15 protein-coding genes, 4 tRNA genes and 1 riboswitch are annotated in these 19619 nt (G+C 59.7%); of the genes, 17 read left to right on the forward strand and 2 right to left on the reverse strand.

Features of this window, described 5'->3' with window-relative positions:
- Window positions 1-164 precede the first annotated feature (164 nt).
- The 8 genes from argR to astE all read left to right on the forward strand — a co-directional run bounded on the left by argR (window position 165) and on the right by astE (window position 9327).
- Window positions 165-1145: a transcriptional regulator ArgR gene (gene argR / locus NPS56_RS29350; RefSeq protein WP_274077891.1), complete on the forward strand. Its 981-nt coding sequence runs from the start codon at window positions 165-167 to the stop codon at window positions 1143-1145.
- 304 nt (window positions 1146-1449) lie between these two features.
- Window positions 1450-2670, forward strand: a complete 1221-nt coding sequence (locus NPS56_RS29355; RefSeq protein WP_274077892.1) for an aspartate aminotransferase family protein — start codon at window positions 1450-1452, stop codon at window positions 2668-2670.
- Window positions 2671-2896: 226 nt separating this feature from the next.
- Entirely contained in the window at window positions 2897-3916 is a 1020-nt protein-coding gene (gene aruF / locus NPS56_RS29360; protein WP_046819614.1) for an arginine/ornithine succinyltransferase subunit alpha, read from the forward strand.
- A gap of 73 nt (window positions 3917-3989) precedes the next feature.
- Window positions 3990-5015 carry an arginine N-succinyltransferase gene (astA, locus tag NPS56_RS29365; protein WP_274077893.1) on the forward strand — a complete coding sequence of 342 codons (1026 nt, stop codon included), beginning with the start codon at window positions 3990-3992 and terminating at the stop codon, window positions 5013-5015.
- Window positions 5012-6481 carry a succinylglutamate-semialdehyde dehydrogenase gene (astD, locus tag NPS56_RS29370; RefSeq protein ID WP_274077901.1) on the forward strand — a complete coding sequence of 490 codons (1470 nt, stop codon included), beginning with the start codon at window positions 5012-5014 and terminating at the stop codon, window positions 6479-6481. Before astA ends, astD begins: the two co-directional genes overlap by 4 nt.
- Before the next feature lie 160 nt (window positions 6482-6641).
- Complete coding sequence (astB, locus tag NPS56_RS29375) at window positions 6642-7988, forward strand: N-succinylarginine dihydrolase (RefSeq protein WP_274077894.1); 1347 nt, start codon at window positions 6642-6644, stop codon at window positions 7986-7988.
- A 25-nt stretch (window positions 7989-8013) separates the two neighbouring features.
- Window positions 8014-8304, forward strand: a complete 291-nt coding sequence (locus tag NPS56_RS29380) for a hypothetical protein (protein ID WP_018926388.1) — start codon at window positions 8014-8016, stop codon at window positions 8302-8304.
- A gap of 12 nt (window positions 8305-8316) precedes the next feature.
- Entirely contained in the window at window positions 8317-9327 is a 1011-nt protein-coding gene (astE, locus tag NPS56_RS29385) for a succinylglutamate desuccinylase (protein WP_274077895.1), read from the forward strand.
- Window positions 9328-9458: 131 nt separating this feature from the next.
- On the opposite strand, the gene NPS56_RS29390 is transcribed toward astE, so the two are convergent.
- Window positions 9459-9971: a 6,7-dimethyl-8-ribityllumazine synthase gene (locus NPS56_RS29390; RefSeq protein ID WP_274077896.1), complete on the reverse strand. Its 513-nt coding sequence runs from the start codon at window positions 9969-9971 to the stop codon at window positions 9459-9461.
- Between the two features lie 101 nt (window positions 9972-10072).
- Window positions 10073-10244, reverse strand: a riboswitch (FMN riboswitch).
- A gap of 174 nt (window positions 10245-10418) precedes the next feature.
- On the opposite strand from NPS56_RS29390, the gene ltaE reads away from it, so the two are divergent.
- The 8 genes from ltaE (at window position 10419) to mgtE (ending at window position 18238) form a co-directional block, all read left to right on the forward strand.
- A complete protein-coding gene (gene ltaE, locus NPS56_RS29395; RefSeq protein WP_274077897.1) occupies window positions 10419-11423 on the forward strand; it encodes a low-specificity L-threonine aldolase in 1005 nt (334 codons plus the stop codon).
- A 146-nt stretch (window positions 11424-11569) separates the two neighbouring features.
- Complete coding sequence (alaS, locus tag NPS56_RS29400; RefSeq protein ID WP_274077898.1) at window positions 11570-14191, forward strand: alanine--tRNA ligase; 2622 nt, start codon at window positions 11570-11572, stop codon at window positions 14189-14191.
- A 91-nt stretch (window positions 14192-14282) separates the two neighbouring features.
- Window positions 14283-15524, forward strand: a complete 1242-nt coding sequence (locus tag NPS56_RS29405; protein ID WP_274077899.1) for an aspartate kinase — start codon at window positions 14283-14285, stop codon at window positions 15522-15524.
- A gap of 188 nt (window positions 15525-15712) precedes the next feature.
- Entirely contained in the window at window positions 15713-15901 is a 189-nt protein-coding gene (gene csrA / locus NPS56_RS29410; RefSeq protein WP_002554426.1) for a carbon storage regulator CsrA, read from the forward strand.
- A 62-nt stretch (window positions 15902-15963) separates the two neighbouring features.
- A tRNA-Ser gene (locus tag NPS56_RS29415) sits at window positions 15964-16054 on the forward strand.
- A gap of 107 nt (window positions 16055-16161) precedes the next feature.
- A tRNA-Arg gene (locus NPS56_RS29420) sits at window positions 16162-16238 on the forward strand.
- Window positions 16239-16310: 72 nt separating this feature from the next.
- Window positions 16311-16387, forward strand: a tRNA-Arg gene (locus NPS56_RS29425).
- A gap of 408 nt (window positions 16388-16795) precedes the next feature.
- A complete protein-coding gene (gene mgtE / locus NPS56_RS29430; RefSeq protein WP_274077900.1) occupies window positions 16796-18238 on the forward strand; it encodes a magnesium transporter in 1443 nt (480 codons plus the stop codon).
- Between the two features lie 105 nt (window positions 18239-18343).
- Here the strand turns inward: mgtE and NPS56_RS29435 are convergent, their stop codons facing one another.
- Window positions 18344-18670, reverse strand: coding sequence for an Arc family DNA-binding protein (locus NPS56_RS29435; protein ID WP_003178899.1), 327 nt, complete (start codon window positions 18668-18670; stop codon window positions 18344-18346).
- 567 nt (window positions 18671-19237) lie between these two features.
- On the opposite strand from NPS56_RS29435, the gene NPS56_RS29440 reads away from it, so the two are divergent.
- Window positions 19238-19314, forward strand: a tRNA-Arg gene (locus NPS56_RS29440).
- Window positions 19315-19619 lie beyond the last annotated feature (305 nt).

Consider the following 19619-nt stretch of genomic DNA (forward strand, 5'->3'; position numbering starts at 1 on the left):
AAGGCTGCGATCTTTTGATGTTGATTGTTCACGTCAAAAGATCGCAGCCTCGTTTCACTCGACAGCTCCTACAGGGATCTGTGTAGGTTTTGTGATTTGCGTTCATTTACGGGCTAGCATTGGCCCATGCCTTCATCACTGTTTTTCGCTTCGGATTGCCCACCATGACTGCCCATCGAATTGGTTTCCTGATTTGGCCCAGCACTAAAGCACTGACGCTGGCGCTGGCTGAGGAGGCCTTGCGAGTTGCCCAGCGTGTGCACCCGGATGTGGTCTACGAACTGTCCTTCCTGCAGGCCGAACCACCGAGCGAAAGCGCCTGGCAATTGCCCGGTGAAGCCTGGGCCGGCAAGCTGGAAAACTTCCAGAAACTGTTCCTGCTCGCTGACGAGCCGCCGACCAGTCTCGCGCCGGCGTTGAGCAGTGCGCTCAAGCAGCTGGTGCGTGCCGGTTGCGTGATCGGCGGGCTGTCGGCCGGTGTTTATCCGTTGGCGCAACTGGGCTTGCTCGACGGTTACCGCGCCGCCGTGCACTGGCGCTGGCAGGATGATTTCGCCGAGCGCTTTCCGAAAGTCATCGCCACCAGCCATCTGTTCGATTGGGATCGCGATCGCCTGACCGCTTGTGGCGGCATGTCGGTGCTCGACTTGCTGCTGGCGGTACTGGCCCGCGATCACGGCGCCGAACTGGCCGGCGCGGTATCGGAAGAACTGGTGGTCGAGCGTATTCGCGAGGGCGGTGAGCGCCAGCGCATTCCGTTGCAGAACCGCCTCGGCTCCAGTCATCCGAAGCTCACCCAGGCGGTGTTGCTGATGGAAGCCAACATCGAAGAGCCGCTGACCACCGACGAAATCGCCCAGCATGTGTGCGTGTCCCGTCGGCAATTGGAGCGGATCTTCAAGCAATACCTCAACCGCGTGCCGAGCCAGTACTATCTGGAACTGCGCCTGAACAAGGCCCGGCAGATGTTGATGCAGACCAGCAAGTCGATCATCCAGATCGGCCTGTCCTGTGGCTTCTCCTCGGGGCCGCATTTCTCCAGCGCCTACCGCAATTTCTTCGGCGCCACGCCGCGCGAAGATCGCAACCAGCGGCGCAGCAGCAGCCCGTTCGAATTGTCGTCGGTACCTTCCGAGCGCGGTTAACCCCAGCGCCCGTTCATCCTGCTCCATCCCCCTGTAGGAAGCCGGCTTGCCGGCGAAGGCGTCCTCAAGGGCAGTGCATGGCTCTGCACCGCCTTCGCTGGCAAGCCAGCTCCTACAAGCGCTCGCGACAGTTTAAACTGCGCCTTTGCGACCCTATATGTCGCATTGCCGTAAACCCGTGGAAAACCGGGGTTTGCGCTATAAGAAGTTGTCGCTTGGCGGCAAGGCCGGGCTGAAAACTGTCCTTACAATCCCCCCATCGCTCGCCAGTTTCAGGCGGGTGTTTTCTCTTCAGGAGACTCCGATGTCCGTTGAGCACGCTGCGGTACAACGCGCCGATTTCGATCAGGTTATGGTTCCCAACTACGCGCCTGCCGCCTTCATTCCAGTGCGTGGCGCCGGTTCCCGCGTCTGGGACCAGTCCGGTCGCGAGCTGATCGATTTCGCCGGCGGTATTGCCGTCAACGTATTGGGCCACGCACATCCGGCGCTGGTCGGTGCCTTGACCGAGCAGGCCAACAAGCTGTGGCATGTGTCCAACGTGTTCACCAATGAGCCGGCCCTGCGCCTGGCCCACAAGCTGGTCGATGCCACCTTTGCCGAGCGTGCCTTCTTCTGCAACTCCGGCGCCGAAGCCAACGAAGCGGCCTTCAAGCTGGCCCGTCGTGTCGGTTTCGACCGCTTCGGCAGCGAAAAGTACGAAATCATCGCCGCACTCAACAGCTTCCACGGTCGTACCCTGTTCACCGTGAACGTTGGTGGCCAGTCGAAGTACTCCGACGGCTTCGGTCCGAAGATCACCGGTATCACTCACGTGCCGTACAACGATCTGGCCGCGCTGAAAGCCGCCATTTCCGACAAGACCTGCGCTGTGGTCCTGGAGCCGATCCAGGGCGAGAGCGGTGTTATTCCGGCCGAACTGGAATACCTGCAAGGTGCCCGCGAACTCTGCACCGCGCACAACGCGCTGCTGATCTTCGACGAAGTGCAGACCGGCATGGGCCGTACCGGCCATCTGTTTGCGTACCAGCATTACGGCGTAACTCCGGACATCCTGACCAGCGCCAAGAGCCTGGGCGGCGGTTTCCCGATCGCGGCCATGCTGACCACCGAAGACCTGGCCAAACATCTGGTCGTCGGTACCCACGGCACTACCTACGGCGGCAACCCGCTGGCATGCGCGGTCGCCGAAGCGGTGATCGACGTGATCAACACCCCTGAAGTGCTGGCCGGCGTCAACGCCAAGCACGACAAGTTCAAGGCGCGCCTTGAGCAGATCGGCGAGAAATACGGCCTGTTCACCCAGGTGCGTGGCATGGGCCTGTTGATCGGTTGCGTCCTGAGCGAGGCCTGGAAAGGCAAAGCCAAGGACATCTTCAACGCCGCCGAGCGTGAAGGCCTGATGGTGCTGCAAGCCGGCCCGGACGTGGTGCGTTTCGCCCCGAGCCTGGTGGTGGAAGACGCGGACATCGATGAAGGCCTGGACCGTTTCGAACGCGCTGCGGCAAAACTGACGCAAGCCTGATAGACCCTTCGGCGCCTGACCTGTCAGGCGTCGAACCCAATTTTGTTCCGGGCTGGATCAAAACTGTGGGAGCCAGCCTGCTGGCGATGAGGGCCTGACAGCCAACATCATTGTTGCCTGACAGGACGATATCGCCAGCAGGCTGGCTCCCACAGTTGACTCTGAGTTGTTTCAGGGATGGCCCGGGTTTTTTCTTCTGTAAGTTCTGAGATTAAGGAGTGACACCATGCTGGTGATGCGCCCCGCGCAAATGGCTGATCTGGGCGAGGTACAGCGTCTGGCTGCGGACAGCCCGATTGGTGTCACTTCCTTGCCGGATGACGTTGAACGCCTGAGCGACAAGATCGCCGCGAGCGAAGCCTCGTTCGCCGCCGAAGTCAGCTTCAACGGTGAAGAGAGCTATTTCTTCGTGCTCGAAGACACGGCCACCGGCAAGTTGGTGGGCTGTTCGGCCATCGTCGCTTCGGCGGGTTATTCCGAGCCGTTCTACAGTTTCCGTAATGAAACCTTCGTGCACGCCTCCCGCGAGCTGAAGATTCATAACAAGATCCACGTGCTCTCCCAGTGCCACGACCTGACCGGCAACAGCCTGCTGACCAGTTTCTACGTGCAGCGCGAGCTGGTGGGTTCGCCCTGGGCCGAGCTCAATTCCCGTGGCCGCCTGCTGTTCGTCGCCAGCCACCCGGAGCGTTTCGCCGATTCGGTGGTGACCGAGATCGTCGGTTACAGCGATGAAAATGGCGACTCGCCGTTCTGGGATGCCATCGGTCGCAACTTCTTCGACCTCAACTACGCCGAAGCCGAGCGTCTGTGTGGCCTGAAGAGCCGGACCTTCCTCGCCGAACTGATGCCGCACTACCCGATCTACGTGCCACTGCTGCCGGACTCCGCCCAGGAAGCCATGGGCCAGGTGCACCCACGGGCGCAGATCACCTTCGACATCCTGATGCGCGAAGGCTTCGAAACCGATCACTACATCGACATCTTCGACGGCGGCCCGACCCTGCATGCCCGTGTCTCGGGGATCCGTTCGATCGCCCAGAGCCGCGTGGTGCCGGTGAAGATCGGCGAGCCGGTCAAAGGCGTCGGTCGCCAGTATCTGGTCGCCAATGCCCAGTTGCAGGATTACCGCGCGGTCATGCTCGAGCTTGACTACGCGCCGGGCAAACCGGTGACCCTGGACCTGGAAACGGCCGAAGCCCTTGGCGTCGGTGAAGGTGCCAGCGTGCGCCTGGTGGCGGTTTAACACCTGCTTCAAAGAATGCTTGGAAAGTAGCGAGTTTCGCGGGTGGCGCAAGCGGCCCGATTGAGGAGATAGCATGATCGTTCGTCCCGTACGCAGCAGCGATTTACCCGCTCTGATCGACCTGGCCCGCAGCACCGGCACCGGCCTGACCACCTTGCCGGCCAACGAAGAGCGTCTGGCCCACCGGGTCGGCTGGGCCGAGAAGACCTTTCGCGGCGAAGCCGGGCGGGGCGATGCGGACTACCTGTTCGTGCTCGAAGACGACAATGGTCGAGTGGTGGGCATTTCCGCCATCGCTGGCGCCGTCGGCCTGCGTGAGCCCTGGTACAACTTCCGGGTCGGCCTGACGGTCAGCGCTTCGCAAGAGCTGAACATCTATCGCGAAATTCCGACTCTGTTCCTGGCCAACGACCTGACCGGCAATTCCGAGCTGTGCTCGCTGTTCCTGCACGCCGATTACCGCAGTGGCCTCAACGGCCGCATGCTGTCCAAGGCGCGGATGCTGTTCATCGCCGAATTTCCACAACTGTTCGGCAACAAGATCATCGCCGAGATGCGCGGTGTTTCCGACGAAGCCGGGCGCTCGCCATTCTGGGAAAGCCTGGGCCGGCACTTCTTCAAGATGGAATTCAGCCAGGCTGACTACCTGACCGGCGTGGGCAACAAGGCGTTCATCGCCGAATTGATGCCGAAGTTCCCGCTGTACACCTGCTTCCTGTCGCCGGATGCGCGCAACGTGATCGGCCAGGTGCACCCGGACACCGAGCCTGCGTTGTCGATGCTCAAGAGCGAAGGCTTCAGCTATCAAGGCTACGTCGACATCTTCGACGCCGGCCCGGCCATCGAGTGCGAAACCGGCAAGATCCGCGCCGTGCGCGACAGCCAGGCACTGGTGCTCGCCGTCGGCACGCCGGGTGACGACGCCACGCCGTTCATCATTCACAACCGCAAGCGCGAAGACTGCCGCATCACCGCCGCTCCGGCACGTCTCGCCGCGGGCACGCTGGTGGTCGATCCACTGACCGCCAAACGTCTTCAACTCAACGCTGGCGATCAAGTGCGCGCCGTGGCGTTGTCCGCTGCTCGGGAGTCGAAATAATGAAGTCGCTATACATTGCAGGTGAATGGTTGGCAGGTGGGGGCGAAGCATTCGAGTCGCTGAACCCGGTGACCCAGCAAGTGTTGTGGTCCGGCACCGGTGCCACCGTCGATCAGGTCGAGTCGGCCGTGCAGGCTGCACGCCAGGCGTTCCCGACCTGGGCCCGGCGCACCCTGGAAGAGCGCATTGCGGTGCTGGAAGCCTTTGCCACATCCCTGAAAAGTCATGCAGACGAACTGGCCCACGCCATCGGCGAGGAAACCGGCAAGCCCCTGTGGGAGTCGGCCACCGAAGTCACCAGCATGGTCAACAAGATTGCCATCTCGGTGCAGAGCTACCGCGAGCGCACTGGCGAGAAGAGCGGCCCGCTGGGCGACGCCACCGCGGTGCTGCGCCACAAGCCCCACGGCGTGGTGGCGGTATTCGGCCCTTACAACTTCCCGGGTCACTTGCCCAACGGGCATATCGTGCCGGCGCTGCTGGCCGGTAACAGCGTGCTGTTCAAGCCGAGTGAACTGACGCCGAAAGTCGCCGAGCTGACGGTCAAGTGCTGGATCGAAGCCGGATTGCCGGCGGGCGTCCTGAACCTGCTGCAGGGCGCGCGCGAAACCGGTATCGCCCTGGCGGCGAACCCGGGCATTGACGGCCTGTTCTTCACTGGTTCCAGCCGCACGGGCAATCACCTGCACCAGCAATTTGCCGGTCGCCCGGACAAGATCCTCGCGCTGGAGATGGGCGGTAACAACCCGCTGGTGGTGGATCAGGTCGCCGATCTCGATGCTGCTGTGTACACCATCATCCAGTCGGCGTTCATCTCTGCCGGCCAGCGCTGCACCTGTGCCCGCCGCTTGCTGGTGCCGCAAGGCGCCTGGGGCGACACATTGCTGGCGCGCCTGGTGGCGGTCAGTGCGTCGATTGAAGTCGGTGCGTTCGATCAGCAGCCGGCGCCCTTCATGGGCTCGGTGATTTCCCTCGGCGCGGCGAAAGCCTTGATGGATGCCCAGGAACATCTGCTGGCCAACGGCGCCGTGGCGTTGCTGGAAATGACCCAGCCCCAGGCCCAGGCCGCCTTGCTGACCCCGGGCATTGTGGATGTGACGGCGGTGGCCGATCGCCCGGACGAAGAGTTGTTCGGCCCGCTGTTGCAAGTGATCCGCTACGTTGATTTTGAAGCGGCGATCGCTGAAGCCAACGACACTGAATACGGTTTGGCCGCTGGCCTGTTGTCGGATTCCGAGGCGCGTTACCAGCAGTTCTGGCTGGAAAGCCGCGCGGGCATCGTCAACTGGAACAAACAACTGACCGGTGCCGCGAGCAGCGCGCCCTTCGGCGGCGTCGGCGCCTCGGGCAACCATCGCGCCAGCGCTTACTACGCGGCGGATTACTGCGCGTACCCGGTGGCCTCGCTGGAAACGCCGAGCCTGACTTTGCCAGCGGCCCTGACGCCTGGCGTGAAAATGGCGTGATGCCCATCGCCAGCAGGCTGGCTCCCACAGTGATCGGGTCGTACACAAAATGTGTGAACACTACCGAACCTGTGGGAGCCAGCCTGCTGGCGATAGCCGCGCCGCGGTCTTAAATCCAGTTACTGAAGCCATAACAACAGATTCTCGTGGAGCCTCGCTGATGAAATCCTATGAAGTCAATTTTGACGGTCTAGTGGGGCCGACCCATAACTACGGCGGCCTGTCCTACGGCAACGTCGCGTCCCAGAGCAACAGCCAGCAGTCTTCGAATCCGAAGGAAGCGGCGCTGCAAGGCCTGGCGAAAATGAAAGCGCTGATGGACATGGGCTTTCAGCAAGGCGTTCTGGCCCCGCAGGAACGCCCGGACGTGGCCGCCTTGCGCCGCCTGGGTTTCAGCGGCACCGACGCGCAAGTGATCGAACGTGCCGCCAAAGAAGCGATGCCATTGCTGGTGGCCAGTTGCTCGGCATCGAGCATGTGGGTGGCCAACGCCGCCACCGTCAGCCCGAGCGCCGACACCGCGGATGGCCGCGTGCATTTCACCGCCGCCAACCTGAACTGCAAGTACCACCGCAGCATCGAGCATCCGACCACCAGCCGCGTGCTGGGCGCGATGTTCGCCGACCAGAAGCACTTCGCCCACCACGCCGCGTTGCCGGCCGTGGCGCAGTTCGGTGACGAAGGCGCGGCCAACCACACCCGTTTCTGCCGTGTGTACGGTGAAGCCGGCGTCGAGTTCTTCGTGTTTGGTCGCAGTGCCTTCGACACCCGTTACCCGGCACCGCAGAAGTACCCGGCGCGCCAGACCCTCGAAGCGTCCCAGGCGGTCGCTCGCCTGCACGGCCTGAGCGATGACGGCGTGGTCTACGCCCAGCAGAACCCGTCGGTGATCGACCAGGGCGTGTTCCACAATGACGTGATCGCAGTCGGTAATGGCGAAGTGCTGTTCTATCACGAGGACGCTTTCCTCGAGACCGACAAGATGCTCGCCGAACTGCAAAGCAAACTCGCCAAGGTCGGTGGGAAATTTCAGTCAGTGTGCGTTCCGCGTTCCGCAGTAAGCGTCGAAGACGCGGTTCGTTCCTACCTGTTCAATAGCCAACTGCTGTCGCGTCCTGACGGCTCCATGCTGTTGATCGTGCCGGAAGAATGCCGTGGCAACGAGCGTGTATGGCAATACCTGCAGGGTTTGACCAGCTCCGGCGGCCTGATCCGCGAAGTGAAAGTCTTCGATCTCAAGCAGAGCATGCAGAACGGCGGTGGCCCGGCTTGCCTGAGGTTGCGTGTCGCGCTCAACGAAACCGAACTGGCGGCGGTCAACCCAGGGGTTATCATGACGGCACCGTTGTACGGCACTCTGACCGAATGGGTCGAGAAGCATTACCGCGACCGCATGACCGAAAACGATCTGGCGGACCCGCAATTGCTGCTTGAGTGCCGGACGGCACTGGATGAACTGACGCAAATCCTTAAACTGGGCGCGGTTTATCCATTCCAGATCAATTGAAAGTCTCAAACGAGAGCGTAAAAACATGAGCGATACCCTGCAGCTGATCCTTGAAGACACCGACGGCACGCAACTGGAAACCTCCTGCACCCGCGTCGCGGTCATGTGGCAAGGCAAAGAGCTGTGGATCCAGCAGGACGGCCGTGGCCAGTTGCTGATCGGCGTGGACGTCGAAGAAGGCGACGCCGAATACGCCAACCTGCTGTTGCGCCCATTGGCGACTAATCTGGTAAGTCTGCAACTGGAGATGGAACCGGCTGACCTGGGTGACGACGAGGACCACGTTCACGGCCCGGATTGCAATCACGACCATTAAGGAAACCGCTCTATGCTCGCCCTCGGCAAACTGCTTGAACTGACCCTCGCCGGCCGCGAACCGGCGGAGAAGACTCAACTGACTGTCGAAGGCGTGCGCATGCGCTGGTTGAGCGAAGGTGCGCTGGAAGTTCGGCCACCTGAAGTACGCGACAACGGCCTGGACCTGCTGTTATCGGCCGGTATCCACGGCAACGAAACAGCGCCGATCGAACTGCTCGATCGCCTGTTGCATGACATCGCCCGCGGCGACTTGAAGCCGCGTGCCCGAATTCTGTTCCTGTTCGGCAACCCCGAAGCGATTCGCAAGGGCGAGCGTTTCGTCGAGCAGGACGTCAATCGGCTGTTCAACGGCCGTCACGAGCAAAGCAGTGGCTCCGAAGCCCTGCGTGCCTGTGAGCTGGAACGCCTGGCGGCGAGTTTCTTCAGCCTGCCGGATCGCCAGCGACTGCACTACGACCTGCACACGGCGATTCGTGGTTCGAAAATCGAACAGTTCGCCTTGTACCCCTGGAAGGAAGATCGCCAGCATTCGCGCCAGGAGTTGGCCCGTCTGCGCGCCGCCGGCATGGAGGCGGTGCTGTTGCAGAACAAGCCGTCCATCGTCTTCAGTTCCTACACCTATGACAAGCTCGGTGCCGAGGCCTTCACCCTTGAACTGGGCAAGGCGCGACCGTTCGGGCAGAACGACGGGGTGAATGTCTCCCGGCTGGAAACCCGCCTCAAGCAGATCATCGAAGGCACCGAGCCCGAGATGGCTGAAGAGGCGCTGGACGGTTTGCAGCTGTTCAGCGTGGCACGGGAAATCATCAAGCACAGCGACAGCTTCCGCCTGAACCTGCCCGTGGACATCGAGAACTTTTCCGAGCTGGAAGTGGGTTACCTGCTGGCGGAAGACATCGCCAACACCCGCTGGATCATCGAGGAGGAGGGCGCCCGGATCATCTTCCCGAACCCCAAGGTGAAAAACGGCCTGCGCGCCGGCATCCTGATCGTGCCGACCACCGACGATAACCTCACCTGATTACAATTCCCGTCCCAACATAAAACCCACTGTAGGAGCTGCCGCAGGCTGCGATCTTTTGATCTTGATCTTTAAAATCAAAAGATCGCAGCCTCGTTTCACTCGGCAGCTCCTACAGGGTGAGTCGGTGTTTAGACGGCTACCGCGCGCGGCTCGGTGCGACGCAGGGCGCGAATCTTGCTCAGCGTATCCGCACACGTCTTCGCCGCTTCCTGACCTTTGTGCACGAAGTGATCGAAGAAGAACTTATGATGCAGTTCTTCACCGGCATGGAAGTGATGCGGGGTCAGGGATACCGAGAACACCGGCACTTCGGTTTCCAGTTGAACCTGCATCAGGCCGCTGACCACTGACTGGGCGACGAACTCGTGACGGTAGATCCCGCCGTCCACCACCAGGGCTGCGGCGACGATGCCAGCATAACGGCCGGTCTTGGCCAGCAACTTGGCGTGCAGGGGCATTTCAAAGGCGCCGCCGACTTCGAAGAAATCGATGTCGGATTCCTGATAACCCTGGGCAATCATTTCAGCGACGAAGCCTTTACGGCTCTGGTCGACAATATCCTTGTGCCAGCAGGCCTGGATGAACGCTACGCGCTCGCCGTGATGGTGTTTGCTTTTGCTGTCGATTGCGGTGGGTTGCATGTTCTGATTCCTGTTTGTGTGAAAAACAGGGCTTATGAATCGAATGGGATTTTAGGGTACGCACGCTCGCACGAGTGCTGCGGACGGCCCTTTTGCGCCAATCCCGTTCTCTCTTCATCCGGACTATGACCGTCGGCCCCGGAATCACACCGGGTCTGCTGACCTTGTCGCCACTCACGGCAAAGGCCGTGTCTGACACCAAGCGCTCGCGGGCTATGCGTGTTGCACGCAATTACCGCCGGTGGGGAGTTGCACCCCGCCCTGAGAACGTTTTGCTGCCAGATTGTTTGGCAGCGCAGCGTTTTTATCACATATTTCCTACGCGCGCATCGGTGCTTTCGGATGATTGTTATCGAGTTTTCCGTTGCATAAGGGTTGATTATTCATCGTCTTGACCGCAGTAATCCCTACCTGAACGCGATTTCCCCTGTTTACGAGGCCCGAGTCATGAGTGTGATTGATCTTCGCAGCGACACCGTCACCCAACCCACCCCTGGCATGCTCGAGGCGATGGCCACGGCCGCCACCGGTGACGATGTGTATGGCGAAGATCCGACGGTCAACCGCCTGGAAGCCGAACTGGCAGACCGCCTGGGGTTTGCTGCCGCACTGTTTGTCCCCACGGGCACCATGAGCAACCTGCTGGGCCTGATGGGCCATTGCGAGCGCGGTGACGAATACATCGTCGGCCAGCAGGCGCACACCTATAAGTACGAAGGTGGCGGGGCGGCGGTACTCGGCTCGATCCAGCCGCAGCCGCTGGAAGTGCAGGCCGATGGCTCGCTGGACCTTTCCCAGATTGCCGCGGCGATCAAGCCGGACGATTTCCATTTCGCTCGCACCCGTTTGCTGGCGTTGGAAAACACCATGCAGGGCAAGGTCCTGCCCCTGGAATACCTGGCCCGGGCCCGCAGCTTTACCCGTGAACACGGGTTGCAATTGCACCTGGACGGCGCGCGGCTGTACAACGCAGCGGTGAAGCTGGGTGTCGATGCCAGGGAAATCACCCGGCACTTCGATTCAGTCTCGGTGTGCCTGTCCAAAGGCCTGGGCGCCCCGGTGGGTTCGGTGCTGTGTGGCTCGGTCGAATTGATCGGCAAGGCCCGACGCCTGCGCAAGATGGTCGGCGGCGGCATGCGCCAGGCCGGGATTCTGGCGGCGGCAGGCCTGTACGCGCTGGAGCATAACGTTCAGCGCCTGGCCGACGACCACGCCAACGCCCAATTGCTCGCCGAAGGCCTGCGCGCAGCAGGGTTCGAGGTCGAGCCGGTGCAGACCAATATGGTTTACGTTGCAATCGGCGACAAGGCCGAAGCACTCAAGGCGTTCGCCGCCGAGCGCGGGATCGTGCTCAGTGCTGCCGCGCGCTTGCGTTTGGTCACGCACATGGACGTCAGTCGCGCGCAAATCGAGCAGGTCGTCGCGACATTCGTCGACTTTTCCAGTAAGTGATAGCGTTAGCGCTCCAATTGACCGTTTCTATCGTATAAACACGCTGTACCCCGCGCGCAGGGCCGATATAATGCGGCCCTTTGCCGTCGCTTCGTCTGTTGACGTTTCGAACAGGCCTTTGGCCGCAGCCTCCGTGGAAGAACCTAATGAAAAGCGCAGAAATCCGTGAAGCCTTCCTTCGCTTCTTCGAAGAGCAAGGCCACACCCGTGTAGCCTCCAGCTCTTTGATTCCGGGCAACGACCCAACCCTGCTGTTCACCAACGCGGGGATGAACCAGTTCAAGGACTGCTTCCTGGGCCAGGAAAAGCGCGCGTACACCCGTGCCGTTTCCAGCCAGAAATGCGTGCGCGCCGGCGGCAAGCACAACGACCTGGAAAACGTCGGTTATACCGCCCGTCACCACACCTTCTTCGAAATGCTGGGTAACTTCAGCTTCGGTGACTACTTCAAGCGTGACGCCATCACCTACGCCTGGAACTTCCTGACCTCCGACAAGTGGTTGAACCTGCCGAAGGAAAAACTCTGGGTCACCGTCTACGCCAGCGATGACGAGGCGTACGACATCTGGACCAAGGAAATCGGGGTGCCGGCCGAGCGCATGGTGCGTATTGGCGACAACAAGGGCGCGCCTTACGCGTCCGACAACTTCTGGACCATGGGCGATACCGGCCCGTGCGGTCCTTGCACCGAGATTTTCTACGATCACGGCGCCGACATCTGGGGCGGTCCACCGGGCTCGCCGGAAGAAGACGGCGACCGCTACATCGAAATCTGGAACAACGTGTTCATGCAGTTCAACCGCACCGCCGATGGCGTGTTGCACCCGCTGCCAGCGCCGTCGGTGGACACCGGCATGGGCCTGGAGCGGATCAGTGCCGTGCTGCAGCACGTTCACTCGAACTATGAAATCGACCTGTTCCAGAGCCTGCTGAGCGCATCGGCCAAGGCCATCGGTTGCACCAACGACAACCAGGCTTCCCTGAAAGTCGTGGCTGACCACATTCGTTCCTGCGGTTTCCTGATTGCCGATGGCGTGCTGCCATCCAACGAAGGACGTGGCTATGTGCTGCGCCGCATCATTCGTCGCGCTTGCCGTCACGGCAACAAGCTGGGCGCCAAGGGCAGCTTCTTCTATCAGATCGTCGCGGCCCTGGTCGCCGAGATGGGCGAAGCCTTCCCTGAGCTGAAATCCCAGCAGGCGCACATCGAGCGCGTGCTCAAAGCCGAAGAAGAGCAATTCGCCAAGACCCTGGAGCAGGGCCTGAAAATCCTCGAGCAGGATCTGGCCGAGCTCAAGGGCGACGTGGTTCCGGGCGATGTCGTGTTCAAGCTCTACGACACCTACGGTTTCCCGATGGACCTGACGGGCGACATCGCTCGCGAGCGCAGCCTGACCATCGACGAAGCCGGTTTCGAGCGCGAGATGGAAGCCCAGCGCGTGCGTGCACGTTCGGCCAGTTCCTTCGGCATGGACTACAACAGCCTGGTCAAGGTTGATGTCGATACCGAATTCACCGGTTACAGCGCTCACAGCGGTTCGGCCAAGATCGTTGCCATCTATAAAGACGGGCAGTCGGTCGACGTACTGAGCGAAGGCCAGGAGGGTGTGATCGTTCTCGATCAGACGCCGTTCTATGCCGAATCCGGTGGTCAGATTGGTGATTGCGGCTTCCTCCAGGCTGGCGCTGCGCGTTTCGACGTGCGCGACACCACCAAGACCGGCGGTGCGTTCCTGCACCACGGTGTGCTGGACTCGGGCAGCCTGATCGTTGGCTCGCCAGTTCAAGCGCAGGTGGATGCCGACGTGCGCCACGCCACCTCGCTGAACCACTCCGCGACTCACTTGCTGCACGCCGCATTGCGTCAGGTGCTGGGCGATCACGTTCAGCAGAAAGGCTCGCTGGTCGACAGTCAGCGCCTGCGCTTCGACTTCAGCCACTTCGAAGCCATCAAGCCTGAACAGCTCAAAGCGCTGGAAGACATCGTCAACGCCGAAATTCGCAAGAACTCCGAAGTTGAAACCGAAGAAACCGACATCGAAACCGCCAAGCAGAAAGGCGCCATGGCGCTGTTCGGCGAAAAATACGGCGACAACGTGCGCGTGCTGAGCATGGGCGACTTCTCCGTCGAACTGTGCGGCGGTATCCATGCCAATCGCACCGGCGACATCGGCCTGCTGAAAATCATCAGCGAAGGCGGTGTGGCTTCGGGTGTGCGTCGTATTGAAGCGGTTACCGGTGCTGCGGCACTGGCCTACTTGAACGCGGCGGAAGAACAACTCAAGGAAGCGGCCAGCCTGGTCAAGGGCAGCCGCGACAACCTGATCGACAAGCTGTCGGCTGTGCTGGAGCGCAACCGTCTGCTGGAGAAGCAACTCGAGCAGTTGCAAGCCAAGGCCGCCAGTGCGGCGGGTGACGATCTGTCGGCGCAAGCCCAGGACGTCAAGGGCGTGAAAGTGCTGGCCGTGCGTCTGGACGGTCAGGATGGCAAGGCGCTGCTGGCGCTGGTCGATCAACTGAAAAACAAACTCGGCCGCGCAGTGATCCTGCTCGGCAGTGTCCATGAGGAAAAGGTCGTTCTGGTTGCAGGCGTAACCAAAGACCTGACTGGCCAACTCAAAGCCGGTGATTTGATGAAGCAAGCCGCTGCGGCAGTGGGCGGGAAGGGCGGTGGTCGTCCAGACATGGCGCAAGGCGGCGGTACCGACGCTGGCGCCCTGGACGCGGCACTGGCGCTGACCGTTCCGTTTGTAGAGCAGGGTTTATAAGGCAGTGCCTGCGGCCCGCAGTCTAGTGGCGGGTCGCAACGCTGTTTGAGTGATTATTTGGGCGCCCTTCATGGGCAGAGGCGGCTTTGAAATGGCTTTGATCGTACAGAAATTTGGAGGCACCTCGGTCGGCACCGTCGAGAGAATCGAGCAGGTTGCCGACAAGGTTAAGAAATTCCGCGATGCCGGCGATGACCTGGTGGTTGTGCTGTCTGCAATGAGCGGCGAAACCAACCGTCTGATCGATCTGGCCAAGCAAATCAGTGGCGGCGATCAACCGGTTCCTCGCGAGCTGGACGTGATCGTTTCCACCGGTGAGCAGGTGACGATTGCCCTGTTGGCCATGGCGCTGATGAAGCGCGGTGTGCCTGCAGTGTCCTACACCGGCAACCAGGTACGGATCCTGACGGATAGCGCGCACAATAAAGCGCGTATCCTGCAGATCGACGACCAGAAGATTCGCGGCGACCTGAAGGCCGGTCGCGTGGTGGTTGTCGCCGGTTTCCAGGGCGTCGACGAGCACGGCAATATCACCACCCTCGGTCGTGGCGGTTCCGACACCACCGGCGTGGCCCTGGCGGCAGCCTTGAAGGCTGACGAGTGCCAGATCTACACCGACGTCGATGGCGTCTACACCACTGACCCGCGCGTCGTGTCCGTGGCCCAGCGCCTGGACAAGATCACCTTCGAAGAGATGCTGGAAATGGCCAGCCTCGGTTCCAAGGTGCTGCAGATTCGCGCGGTGGAGTTCGCCGGCAAGTACAACGTCCCGCTGCGCGTACTGCACAGCTTCAAGGAGGGTCCGGGCACCCTCATTACTATTGATGAAGAGGAAACCATGGAACAGCCGATCATTTCCGGTATCGCTTTCAACCGCGATGAAGCCAAGCTGACCATCCGTGGCGTGCCAGACATCCCGGGCGTTGCCTTCAAGATTCTCGGCCCGATCAGCGCCGCGAACATCGAAGTCGACATGATCGTGCAGAACGTTGCGCACGATAACACCACCGACTTCACCTTCACCGTGCACCGCAATGACTACCAGGCGGCGCAGACCGTGCTGGAAAAGACCGCCAGTGAGCTGGGTGCCCGTGAAGTCATCGGCGACACCAAGATCGCCAAGGTGTCGATCGTCGGCGTTGGCATGCGCTCCCACGCGGGCGTCGCCAGCCGCATGTTCGAAGCACTGGCCAAGGAAACCATCAACATCCAGATGATCTCCACGTCGGAAATCAAGGTCTCCGTCGTGATCGAAGAGAAGTACCTGGAACTGGCTGTGCGCGCCTTGCACACGGCTTTCGAACTGGACGCACCGGTCCGCCAGGGCGAGTGATGCGTTTGCCAAAGGGCGCGGTCTGACCGCGCCCTTTGTTTTTTTGCAAGGCGCGACCCCAAGGCTGTTCTTTTGCTCGCGCTGGTCAATACTCAGGCATGTAGGCCAACGACCATTCTGGTTGTAGGTCGAGTGCCTTTTTTTTGCAGACTGTTGTCCCTGAAAATGTAATGCGTGAGGAGAAAGGTATGCTGATTCTGACTCGTCGGTGCGCAGAAAGCCTGATTATTGGTGATGGCGAAATCACCGTGACCGTGCTCGGCGTCAAAGGAAATCAAGTGCGTATCGGTGTCAACGCCCCGAAAGAGGTTGCGGTCCACCGTGAGGAAATTTACCTGCGTATAAAGAAAGAGAAGGACGAAGAACCAAGCCATTAATTTTTATCGTTTTTTATGTTTGCAAACGGGGAAAAGGTTGGTTAAGATACGCCCCGTGTTGCGGAGAGCTGGCCGAGTGGCCGAAGGCGCTCCCCTGCTAAGGGAGTACACCTCAAAAGGGTGTCGGGGGTTCGAATCCCCCGTTCTCCGCCATTATTTGCGTAGTACGTTGTAATCTGGCTTCTTCGGTAAGTTGTTGAAATTACTAGAAAAAGTGCTTGACATAGAGATTAGACGGCCTATAATGCGCGGCAACAAATGCACTCGTAGCTCAGCTGGATAGAGTACTCGGCTACGAACCGAGCGGTCACAGGTTCGAATCCTGTCGAGTGCACCATTTAAGAGTTGTTTGCAGTGATGTGAATGACTTGGCTCCAACCAGTTGTGATCTGGTATAAAAACACAAAATGCACTCGTAGCTCAGCTGGATAGAGTACTCGGCTACGAACCGAGCGGTCACAGGTTCGAATCCTGTCGAGTGCACCATACAACAAAAAGCCCGCTTTTTAAGCGGGCTTTTTGCCGTCTGGGATTTGGCTTTTCCCTTCCTGCATCCTCTCTCGTCGAACTCGATGCTCTTCCTCCATGACGGCTACCGATCAAGGTAGGCGCCCGCATTTTCCATCGCCATTGTGTTTTCTTTTCCAGATGGGTCGTCGCACTTTGTAGTGTCAGGCGCGCGCTCAAGATTGTTTCGCAAGCGCTTGTTTCAGCCATGATTTTTTAACGTTTTAAGCCGTCAGTCGGTGTATCATTGCGCCCGTCAGCCCCGCCGGGGCTTTTGGATTACTTCCATGGACTTACCCAGTAGTTACTCAATACCCCGTTTTTCCAATCATGAATTGACTGATTGATCCTTCCGGCGCGCCCCGCTGCTGGGAGTGGAGTTCGCCTATGTCTGAAGTTGAAGTAAAGAAAACGCAGGAAAGCTTGCAGGACCGCCTGGCTCAAGTCGTTGAGCTGTTGCAGCGTCAGCGAGTGGTTGAAGACCTGACTCATCGCCAGGAAGGTCCGAATCAGGATCGCGTCGAAAACCTGGTTCACCGGCAAAATCTGGTCGAGCTGCAACGCAAGCTCGATGACCTGCACTCCGCCGACGTCGCCTATATTCTCGAAGCCTTGCCGCTGGATGACCGCCTGACGCTTTGGCAATTGGTCAAGGCTGATCGCGACGGCGACATCCTGCTCGAAGTATCCGATTCGGTTCGTGAAACCCTGATCGCCGACATGGACGATCACGAGCTCCTGGCCGCGGCCAAGGACATGGATGCCGACGAACTGGCTGACCTGGCTTCCGAGCTGCCGCGGGATGTCGTCCACGAGCTGATGGAAACCCTCGATGCTCAGCAGCGCGAGCGAGTGCGCTCGGCGTTGTCCTATGACGAGGACCAGGTCGGCGCACTGATGGACTTCGAGATGGTTACCATCCGTGAGGATGTCAGCCTCGAAGTGGTTCTGCGCTATCTGCGACGCCTCAAGGAGCTGCCAGGCCATACCGACAAACTGTTCGTGGTTGACTACGACGGTGTGCTCAAGGGGGTGCTGCCGATCAAGCGCCTGCTGGTCAATGATCCGGACAAGCAGGTTTCCGAAGTCATGGCCAGCGATCCGGTGAGTTTCCATCCGGATGAAGAGGCCTACGATGCTGCCCAGGCGTTTGAGCGTTACGACTTGATCTCGGCGCCCGTCGTCGACAAGAACGGCAAGCTGATCGGCCGTTTGACCATCGATGAAATGGTCGACCTGATTCGTGAAGAGAGCGAAAGCGAAGTTCTCAACATGGCGGGTCTGCGGGAAGAAGAGGATATTTTTGCGTCGGTCTGGAAGTCCCTGCGTAACCGCTGGGCCTGGCTGGCGGTGAACCTGATCACTGCATTCGTTGCTTCCCGGGTGATTGGCCTGTTCGAAGGCTCCATCGAGAAGCTGGTGGCACTGGCGGCATTGATGCCGATCGTTGCGGGTATCGGCGGTAACTCCGGCAACCAGACCATCACCATGATCGTCCGGGCCATGGCGCTGGATCAGGTGAGCACGGGCAATACTTCGCGGCTGATGCGCAAGGAGCTGGCAGTAGCCCTGATCAATGGCGTGATTTGGGGCGGAGTGATTGGCGTTGTCGCCTACCTGTTGTATGGGAGCTGGTCGCTCGGTGTCGTGATGACTGCTGCCATGACCCTCAATCTGTTGCTTGCTGCATTGATGGGAGTCTTGATCCCGATGACGCTGGCAAGACTCGGACGGGATCCGGCCATGGGCGCCAGCGTGATGATTACCGCCATGACCGACAGTGGTGGCTTCTTTATCTTCCTGGGGCTGGCAACGATTTTCCTGCTCTGAGATGTTTGATTTAAAGCCCGCCCGCCATATGGCGGGCTTTTTTATGGCCAAATTCAAGGCAAAAAAAAGCCAGCGATCACGCTGGCTTGAGCTTGCGGGGACGAATCAGGAAGCGTCTGCAGCCATCTCGGCGTCATGGGCGATCAATGAGACAAGCGCGTTTTGCTGACGGTGAGAGAGTTGGCGGAAGCGTTGCAGCAGTTCGCGCTCGTGCAATGACAGCTCCGGGCTGTCCAGGCGCATGCTCAGCTCTTCGCCCAGTGCGCCTTCCTGAATGAGACTCTGCTCCAGGCGCGCAATGATTTCGGAGTTCATGCTGCGGTGATGATTGCGAGCCACCTCGGCAATGCGTTCACGCATTCCGTCTGGCAGACGTACGACGAACTTGTCAGCCGTACGGCTGGAATAAATTGCCTGTTTCAATGGGCGCATATATTTAACCGGTTAGTTCAGGGGAGCGGTTCTCGGGATTGGCCGCAGGATGTCTGATAGGACAAGCGCTCTGGCCAAATGTTCAACCTGAATTGATTGAAGCTGGCATCATGCCTCAAGTTCGCCAGATCATTGGCGCCAATTCTGTGACAAATATTGAGCTGGATAAAGGCGTTCTGCCAGCACCAGTTATCAGAAATGCGGACTGGTTTTGAAAATTGCCGGGTCCGTCTCTCTGGCCGCGTCCTTTGCCCTCCAGTTCTCTGGAAAAAACCGAGGGGCATCCCATGCGTATTCGATCACTGTTCCTTATGTGTACAGGATAGTGGCAATTGGCCGATTTACTAGTGGCAAGCGTGTAACGAGAGTCGTTTAGGATGGGTGGCAGGCAGTTTTTTGTGGCTGTCCCTTCCTGGGAGGGGGAGGGCCTGGCTTGTGCGCTAAAAGTCCGAGCCCGCGCGTGACATCTGCCTACACTTAAAAAGCCCACGGATGACATGACAAAGGCAGGCTCGCCCGTTAACATGCACGCCGTCTATCGCTGCGCGAATTTCGCCGGCATCTTGTGTCTCAGTAGCTCAATTGGATAGAGCATCCCCCTCCTAAGGGGAAGGTTGGCAGTTCGAACCTGCCCTGGGACACCACAAACATCCAGCCTTCAGCAGTTCATGATTCGCCCACCCAATCGTTATGGGTGCAAAGGGATTGCTTCAGGCATAAAAAGCCCTGCTCAGATCAGTATCTGGCGGGGCTTTTTCATATGGGTGATTGCCTGGAGTTCTCTCCTATATAGAAGAGGGCGGCTAATTCCCACTCAAATGCCTTTTTGATAGAAATAGTAAATCAGTGGTTGACGTCAGATTTCAGAAGCCTATAATTCGCCCCACTTCCGGCGCAGTCGAAACGGAAAACTCCTTGGTAAACAATGAGTTACGCAGTTTTGACAGCG

Origin of the sequence: Pseudomonas putida, from assembly GCF_028682635.1 — a bacterium.
Taxonomy (GTDB): Bacteria; Pseudomonadota; Gammaproteobacteria; order Pseudomonadales; family Pseudomonadaceae; genus Aquipseudomonas; species Aquipseudomonas putida_AE.

Excerpts from the sequence above, each read along its gene's own strand:
- argR (WP_274077891.1), top strand. The coding sequence starts at position 165 with ATGACTGCCCATCGAATTGGTTTCCTGATTTGGCCCAGCACTAAAGCA.
- NPS56_RS29355 (WP_274077892.1), top strand. The coding sequence starts at position 1,450 with ATGTCCGTTGAGCACGCTGCGGTACAACGCGCCGATTTCGATCAGGTT.
- aruF (WP_046819614.1), top strand. The coding sequence starts at position 2,897 with ATGCTGGTGATGCGCCCCGCGCAAATGGCTGATCTGGGCGAGGTACAG.
- astA (WP_274077893.1), top strand. The coding sequence starts at position 3,990 with ATGATCGTTCGTCCCGTACGCAGCAGCGATTTACCCGCTCTGATCGAC.
- astB (WP_274077894.1), top strand. The coding sequence starts at position 6,642 with ATGAAATCCTATGAAGTCAATTTTGACGGTCTAGTGGGGCCGACCCAT.
- NPS56_RS29380 (WP_018926388.1), top strand. The coding sequence starts at position 8,014 with ATGAGCGATACCCTGCAGCTGATCCTTGAAGACACCGACGGCACGCAA.
- astE (WP_274077895.1), top strand. The coding sequence starts at position 8,317 with ATGCTCGCCCTCGGCAAACTGCTTGAACTGACCCTCGCCGGCCGCGAA.
- NPS56_RS29390 (WP_274077896.1), bottom strand. The coding sequence starts at position 9,971 with ATGCAACCCACCGCAATCGACAGCAAAAGCAAACACCATCACGGCGAG.
- ltaE (WP_274077897.1), top strand. The coding sequence starts at position 10,419 with ATGAGTGTGATTGATCTTCGCAGCGACACCGTCACCCAACCCACCCCT.
- alaS (WP_274077898.1), top strand. The coding sequence starts at position 11,570 with ATGAAAAGCGCAGAAATCCGTGAAGCCTTCCTTCGCTTCTTCGAAGAG.
- NPS56_RS29405 (WP_274077899.1), top strand. The coding sequence starts at position 14,283 with ATGGCTTTGATCGTACAGAAATTTGGAGGCACCTCGGTCGGCACCGTC.
- csrA (WP_002554426.1), top strand. The coding sequence starts at position 15,713 with ATGCTGATTCTGACTCGTCGGTGCGCAGAAAGCCTGATTATTGGTGAT.
- mgtE (WP_274077900.1), top strand. The coding sequence starts at position 16,796 with ATGTCTGAAGTTGAAGTAAAGAAAACGCAGGAAAGCTTGCAGGACCGC.
- NPS56_RS29435 (WP_003178899.1), bottom strand. The coding sequence starts at position 18,670 with ATGCGCCCATTGAAACAGGCAATTTATTCCAGCCGTACGGCTGACAAG.